Raw genomic sequence first — 5,679 nt, forward strand, 5'->3', positions numbered from 1 at the left:
CTACAGGATATTCGAGTAATCCGCCTCGATCCGGTCCAGGCTCAGGTGGTTGAGGAAGTTGGAGAAGCACATCCACGCCGCCAGGGCGTTCATGTCGCGAAACTGCTCGGGCAGGTACTTGGGTGGCACCACCAGGCCTTCGTCGACCAGTTGGCGCAAGGTGCGCATGTCTTCCAGGGTGGTCTTGCCGCAGAACAGCAGAGGCACTTGTTCCAACTTGCCTTTGCGCACGGCCAACTGGATGTAGTTGTAAACCATGATAAAGCCCTTGAGGTAGGACAAATCCTTGGTAAACGGCAGACCGGTCGGCGTCGAACCACGGAACACGCGGCTGGCATTGCCGTAGCTTTCGGCCATCTCAAAGCCTTGCTCGCGGAAGAACTCGAATACCTGCAGGAAGTCGGCGCCCTCTTCGACCATATGGATGGCACGGGTGCGGTTGGTCAGTTTGCGCAGGCGACTGGGGTAGGAGGCAAAGGTGATGATCTCCATCAGAATCGCCAGGCCTTCCTGGGTCACCGTTGACGAGGGCGGCCCTTTGGACAGAAAGGTGCAGATCGGCTGGTTCTGGCCATTGAGCGTGGTGCCGACGTGCACCAGGCCTTCGTGCACTTCCAGCGCGCGCACATCACGCTCGTTGAACATCGCGTCGGCGCGGATCTTGATGTAGTCGGCGCCCGCCGCCGCATCGGCGACGATACCGTCGGACTCGAAGACGCGGATGGTCTCTTCGGCCTCACCGAACACCTTATTCAAACGGGTTTGCAGCAAGGCCACGGCATGCTTGGCCGTGAGCGTCTTGGCTTCGTCCTTGAGGTCGCCCCGCCCGTCGATCTGGTTCAGGTAGTCAGACATCATCAGGCCCAGGTCGGCCAGCGTCGGGTCACCGGCGTGGAACGCGTCCGAGGCGGCGCCGTAGAGTTCCTGGGAAATCAGGCCGAAGTCCTCGGTGCCCCGCGCTTCGAGCATGCGCACCACCATGCGGTACTCGCGGCACATGCGGCGCATGATCTGCCCCACCGGGCTGAACTGGCCGAGGCGGCGGGTGATGTCGCGCTCGATGTTCTGGAACTCCAGCTTCACCGCGCTGGAGTCGAACGACAGCGGTCGGCCCAGGTAGTAATCGCGGTCCACCGCCGGCATGGTCTTGCCCTTGGCCTTGAGAAACCCCTGGCGAATGTTCTCGTCCCACTTCACGGCGTCGAGGACGCGAATCGGTGTTTGTGCCAGCACAATGCGATCGGACAAGGTGCGTATCGTCTGCTGGTAATCGTCCACCCGGTGCTTCCTCTTTAAACGTTATTTGCCCGCGCGCCGGTAGCGCACGGCTTCAACGAACACATCGGCATTGGCCGGGTCATCCAGGTAGGCAAATACCTGGTCCATGGGGCTGTCGACCCGCACGCCATCACCTTCGACGGTTTCCACGGTGCTGCCGCGCAAGGCATTTTGGCCTATGGCTTGATGGATCTGCTCAAGGTCGAGGTTGTAGACCACCAATTCACGCGTTTTGTCGCCCTTACCTTCAAAGTCAAAACCGGCCAGGAAGTAATTGCCACCCAAGGCCGCCGGCAACGGCGCAGAAAGGTACCAGCGGTTGCCATGGCGCGACACCGTAAACAGGTACTCATCACGCTGGCCCGGCTTGGCTTTAGGGTAGCTCACGGCCTTGTAATGCTGCTGATCGACACGGGTGATCTGCAGATTCAGCGGTTCGCCCCAGGCGTTTTTACTTGACCAGTGGCCGAGCAAGGCGTCGGGCGCGGCTTCACGGGCCGCCAGTGGGTCCTTGAAGGTGACCAGGCAACCGCTGAGCAGCAGGAAGGACAAGGCGATTGCAATGACACGCCAGGCTTTCATTGGGCACCCCATCAAGTGTGGGAGCTGGCTCCCACATAAAGCAGATTGCGCACGGGGCTAGACCGAGGCCAACACCAAATGCATGTAACGCTTGAGAATCTCAAGCATCTCTTCACCCGTCAGAGGCTCAGGGCCGCCGAGCAGGCCCTGATATTCCATCCGACCGATTATCGCCGTCAACACTCTGGCATCCTGTTGCGGCTCGCGGGAACCCAATACCTGGAAAAACTGCCCGGTGCCCTGCAACAGAATCTGCTGGTGCGAGCGCACCAGCTCAGCCAGGCGCGGGTTAAGCAAGGCTTCCTGGCGAAAGGCCTGTTCGGCCATCAAGTGTTCGCGGCGATTGGTCAGTTGGCGCATCACGTAGTCGGCGGTCAGCCGTGCAATGTCATCGGCCAGTTGTGAGCGTGACTGCGAGCTGCCATCGCCATAGGCGACCATCTCGCGCAGCAGGCCTTCATTGCGCACCCACAGCTTGCCCATGAAGGCAGCGCTGCGCTCCACGTATTGGGCGAAGGTATCGGTGAGCAGGTCATCAATGTCCTTGAAGTAATAGGTGGTGGCCGACAACGGCACGCCGGCCTCTGCTGCCACCGCGCGATGGCGCACACCGCGTACCCCATCACGCACGACGATGCGCATGGCCGCATCGAGAATGTCTTGCCGGCGTTGCTCGCTGCCTCGACGGCTGGCCTTGCGGCCCTGGTACTGGACACTATCAGCCACGGCAGCAGCAATGCCGGCGGCGCCTTCTTGAGCCATTACGCGGTTCACGACAGATCTTCCTTTAATGAGTTATGCGGAGCGTCACGGGCTGCATTCCTGTGCAGAGCGTGGGAACGCTCAGCGCGTGCCTCTTGGCGCCGTTCTGCTGACGGCTGAATTCGTCACACAAAAAAGCCGCCTTATAAAAGGCGGCTTCGGATTTCGCTACGGTTACGCTTGTGGCCGCATGTGCGGGAACAAGATCACATCGCGGATCGACGGCGAGTTGGTCAACAACATCACCAACCGGTCGATACCGATACCTTCACCGGCGGTCGGCGGCATGCCGTATTCCAGGGCGCGAACGAAGTCGGCGTCGTAGTGCATCGCCTCGTCGTCACCGGCGTCCTTGTCGGCCACCTGGGCCATGAAGCGTTCGGCCTGGTCTTCTGCATCATTAAGCTCGGAGTAGGCGTTGGCGATTTCACGGCCGCCAATGAACAGCTCGAAACGGTCGGTGACGTTCGGGTTGTCATCGTTGCGACGTGCCAGCGGCGACACTTCGAACGGGTACTGGGTAATGAAGTGCGGCTGTTCCAGCTTGTGCTCCACCAGCTCTTCGAAAATCATCACCTGCAGTTTGCCCAGGCCTTCGAAGCCCAGCACCTTGGCGCCAGCTTTCTTGGCGATGGCGCGGGCCTTGTCGATGTCGGTCAGGTCGTCAGCGGTCAGCTCAGGGTTGTACTTGAGGATCGAGTCGAACACCGACAGACGCACAAACGGCTCGCCGAAGTGGAACACCTTGTCGCCATACGGCACGTCAGTGCTGCCCAGTACCAGCTGCGCCAGCTCGCGGAAGAGTTCTTCGGTGAGGTCCATGTTGTCTTCGTAGTCGGCGTAGGCCTGGTAGAACTCCAACATGGTGAATTCAGGGTTGTGACGGGTCGAGACGCCTTCGTTACGGAAGTTGCGGTTGATCTCGAACACTTTCTCGAAGCCGCCAACCACCAGGCGCTTGAGGTACAGCTCCGGCGCGATACGCAGGAACATTTCCAGGTCCAGCGCGTTGTGGTGAGTTTCGAACGGTTTGGCTGCGGCACCACCGGGGATGGTTTGCAGCATCGGCGTTTCCACTTCAAGGAAGTCACGCGCCATCAGGAAGCTGCGGATGTGCGCAATCACTTGCGAACGCACGCGGAAGGTCTGGCGCACGTCTTCGTTGACGATCAGGTCGACGTAGCGCTGGCGATAGCGCTGCTCGGTGTCGGTCAGGCCGTGGTGCTTGTCCGGCAGCGGGCGCAGCGACTTGGTCAGCAGGCGCACGCTGGTCATTTCAACGTAAAGGTCGCCCTTGCCGGAACGCGCCAGGGTGCCTTCGGCGGCAATGATGTCGCCCATGTCCCAGGTTTTCACCGAGGCCAGGGTTTCTTCAGGCAGGGTTTTACGGTTGACGTACACCTGAATGCGACCGGTCATGTCCTGGATCACCATGAACGAGCCACGGTTAAGCATGATGCGACCCGCCACCTTGACCGGGATTGCAGCCTCTGCCAGCTCTTCCTTGGTCTTGTCCGCGTACTGTTTCTGCAAGGCATCGCAGTAGTTGTCACGGCGGAAGTCGTTCGGGAAGGCATTACCCTTGGCGCGCTCGGCAGCAAGCTTTTCCTTGCGCAGGGCGATCAGGGAGTTTTCTTCCTGTTGCAGGGCTTGCGGGTCGAGTTGTTGGTCGCTCATGTCTTTTGAAATTCCATCACAGGTTCGTTGCCCCCACCGGTGGCAGGGGACTTAAGGTCTTGGCTGACGGTTTACAGCCCCGATTTCAAGCTGGCTTCCAGGTATTCGTCGATATCACCGTCGAGCACCTTGTCGCAATCGCTGCGTTCGATGTTAGTGCGCAGATCCTTGATCCGCGATGCATCAAGCACATACGAACGGATCTGGTGGCCCCAGCCGATATCCGACTTGGTGTCTTCCAGCGCCTGGGAAGCGGCGTTGCGCTTCTGCATTTCCTGCTCGTACAACTTGGCCCGCAGCATTTTCATGGCGGTGTCCTTGTTGGCGTGCTGGGAACGTTCGTTCTGGCAGCTGACCACGGTGTTGGTCGGTACGTGGGTAATACGTACGGCCGAGTCGGTGGTGTTTACGTGCTGGCCACCGGCACCGGAGGAGCGGTAGGTGTCGATCCGCAGGTCGGCCGGGTTGATCTCGATTTCCACCTTGTCGTCGATCTCTGGCGAGACGAAAACGGCGGAGAACGAGGTATGGCGGCGGTTGCCGGAGTCGAACGGGCTCTTGCGCACCAGGCGGTGTACGCCGATCTCGGTCCGCAGCCAGCCAAAGGCGTATTCGCCCTTGATGTGCACGGTCGCGCCTTTGATACCGGCGACTTCACCGGCGGACAGTTCCATGATGGTGGCGTCGAAACCGCGTTTATCCGCCCAGCGCAGGTACATGCGCAGCAGGATGTTGGCCCAGTCCTGGGCCTCGGTGCCGCCGGAACCGGCCTGGATGTCCAGGTAGGCGTTGTTCGGGTCCATTTCGTGGCTGAACATGCGGCGGAATTCAAGCTTGGCGAGGTTTTCCTCGAGACGGGCCAGCTCGGCGACGACATCGCCCACTGCGCCTTCGTCGTTTTCTTCGACGGCCATGTCCAGCAGGTCGCGGCAATCGCCCAGACCGGTGTTCAACTCGTCGAGGGTGTCGACGATCTGCGCCAGCGCAGCACGCTCGCGGCCCAGTTCCTGGGCGTATTCAGGTTTGTTCCAGACAGCCGGATCTTCAAGCTCGCGATTGACTTCGGTCAGACGCTCATGCTTTTGATCGTAGTCAAAGATACCCCCGAATAGTTTCGGAGCGCTCGGACAGGTCCTTGATGGTGTTAAGGATCGGGTTGATTTCCATGGCGGGCAGCACTCGTTGGCGAACTTTTGAAAGCCGACGAGTATAACGACAAACCGGCGCTAACGGCAGCCCGCTTGGCGAAAAGGCGGGGTTGTTGACGATCTCCAGAACGATTGAGATCAAATGTGGGAGCTGGCTTGCCTGCGATAGCGGTGTATCAGGTACAGATGTGGTAACTGACAGGCCGCTATCGCAGGCAAGCCAGCTCCCACA

At 60.0% G+C, this 5,679-nt stretch carries 6 protein-coding genes; all 6 read right to left on the bottom strand.

Going from position 1 to position 5,679, the window contains the following annotated elements:
• Positions 1–1,278 (bottom strand): flavohemoglobin expression-modulating QEGLA motif protein, encoded by a 1,278-nt coding sequence (locus FEM54_RS22640; RefSeq protein ID WP_138453142.1) that lies wholly within the window; start codon positions 1,276–1,278, stop codon positions 1–3.
• A gap of 21 nt (positions 1,279–1,299) precedes the next feature.
• Positions 1,300–1,860, bottom strand: coding sequence for a hypothetical protein (locus tag FEM54_RS22645; protein ID WP_138453144.1), 561 nt, complete (start codon positions 1,858–1,860; stop codon positions 1,300–1,302).
• 57 nt (positions 1,861–1,917) lie between these two features.
• On the bottom strand, positions 1,918–2,634 hold the full coding sequence (locus FEM54_RS22650) for a TetR/AcrR family transcriptional regulator (protein ID WP_138453145.1): 717 nt from the start codon (positions 2,632–2,634) through the stop codon (positions 1,918–1,920).
• 162 nt (positions 2,635–2,796) lie between these two features.
• Positions 2,797–4,299, bottom strand: a complete 1,503-nt coding sequence (lysS, locus tag FEM54_RS22655; RefSeq protein ID WP_017137101.1) for a lysine--tRNA ligase — start codon at positions 4,297–4,299, stop codon at positions 2,797–2,799.
• A 71-nt stretch (positions 4,300–4,370) separates the two neighbouring features.
• Positions 4,371–5,466, bottom strand: a protein-coding gene (prfB, locus tag FEM54_RS22660; protein WP_096236834.1) for a peptide chain release factor 2 whose coding sequence is annotated in 2 segments (ribosomal slippage) — positions 4,371–5,393 and positions 5,395–5,466 — 1,095 coding nt in all. Because the reading frame shifts where the segments join, the coding sequence is not laid out codon by codon here.
• Positions 5,392–5,679: hypothetical protein (locus FEM54_RS34380; RefSeq protein ID WP_205894421.1), on the bottom strand; the 288-nt coding region annotated here is incomplete at its 5' end. The genes FEM54_RS34380 and prfB, both read right to left, overlap by 75 nt.

It is taken from the genome of Pseudomonas edaphica (assembly GCF_005863185.1).
GTDB classification, from domain to species: Bacteria; Pseudomonadota; Gammaproteobacteria; order Pseudomonadales; family Pseudomonadaceae; genus Aquipseudomonas; species Aquipseudomonas edaphica.

Coding starts and splice junctions, on each gene's coding strand:
- lysS (WP_017137101.1), bottom strand. CDS start 4,299: ATGAGCGACCAACAACTCGACCCGCAAGCCCTGCAACAGGAAGAAAAC.
- FEM54_RS22645 (WP_138453144.1), bottom strand. CDS start 1,860: ATGAAAGCCTGGCGTGTCATTGCAATCGCCTTGTCCTTCCTGCTGCTC.